The organism is Roseateles sp. T103, assembly GCF_057219915.1.
Window position 1 is genome coordinate 1 of record NZ_JBXVVS010000013.1, and the last position, 1234, is coordinate 1234.

The 1234-nt window shown below is 64.7% G+C and carries 1 protein-coding gene; it reads right to left on the reverse strand.

All coding sequences use genetic code 11. The features are described 5' to 3' along the window. Positions 1–18: 18 nt before the first annotated feature. Positions 19–1172, reverse strand: a protein-coding gene (locus AC2EBS_RS18265; RefSeq protein ID WP_484729878.1) for an IS3 family transposase whose coding sequence is annotated in 2 segments (ribosomal slippage) — positions 19–932 and positions 932–1172 — 1155 coding nt in all. Because the reading frame shifts where the segments join, the coding sequence is not laid out codon by codon here. Positions 1173–1234 lie beyond the last annotated feature (62 nt).

Consider the following 1234-nt stretch of genomic DNA (forward strand, 5'->3'; position numbering starts at 1 on the left):
TGAATCGCCCCGGGTTTCCTAGACACCCGTGAGCCGGTGGGAATGGCGTCGTTCGAACTCTACCGGCGAAGTGTCGCCGGCAGTGCCGTGGCGCCGCTTGGGGTTGTAGAACATCTCGATGTAGTTGAAGACGTCAGCGCGGGCGTCATTGCGCGTGGCGTAGACCTGCCGACGGATGCGCTCGCGCTTGAGCAGTTGGAAGAAGCTCTCGGCCACGGCGTTGTCGTGGCAATTGCCGCGCCGGCTCATGCTGCTGACCAGGTTGTGGTGGCGCAGGAAGGTCTGCCACTCATGGCCAGTGAACTGGCAGCCCTGGTCGGAGTGCACCGTGACTGCCTCCTTGGGCTGGCGGCGCCATAACGCCATCAGCAGTGCATCCAACACCAAGCTGGTGTCGATGCGACTGCCCATCGACCAGCCCACCACCTGACGCGAGAACAGGTCGACCACGACCGCCAAGTACAGCCAGCCCTCGTGCGTGCGGATGTAGGTGATGTCGGTCACCCAGGACTGGTTGGGCTCGGCCACCGTGAACTGGCGCTGCAAGTAGTTGGGCGCCACTACAGCAGGCTTGCCGCCACGCACGCCAGGACGGCGCCGGTAGCCCGTCTGCGAGCGCAGTCCTTCGAGCTTGAGCAGCCGTGCCACGCGGTGCTTGCCGCAGCGCTCGCCCAGGTCGCGCATGTCCAGCGTCAGCTTGCGATAGCCGTACACGCCGCCGCTCTCCAGCCAAGCCTGCTTGAGCAGACCACTCAAGCGCTGGTCGTCCTTGGCCCGCAGGCTCTGTGGCTCGACCTTCCACGCGTAGTAGCCGCTGGGGTGCACCTGCATGACCTTGCACATGCGGCGCACGCTGTGCTGGGCCTCGTGCGCCTTGATGAACGCGTACCTCACCCGGACTGCTTGGCAAAGTACGCGGCGGCCTTTTTTAGGATGTCGCGCTCCTCGGTTACGCGCCGCAGTTCGGCCTTCAACCGCCGCAGTTCCTCGGCCTGCGAGACCTGGGCTTGCCGCTCAGCTGCCGGCGCCGAGTACGCCTTGATCCACTTGTACAGGCTGTGCTGGCTGACACCGATCCGCGCCGACACGTCGGCCACCCGGTGGCCCCGCTCCGTGATCTGCTTGACCGCCTCGATCTTGAATTCTTCTGGGTAGGGTTGCTTGCTCTGCATGGCACCTCCGATTGGGCCTCAGTTTGAGGCTCGAAGGTGTCTACTGAACCCGGGGCGATTCA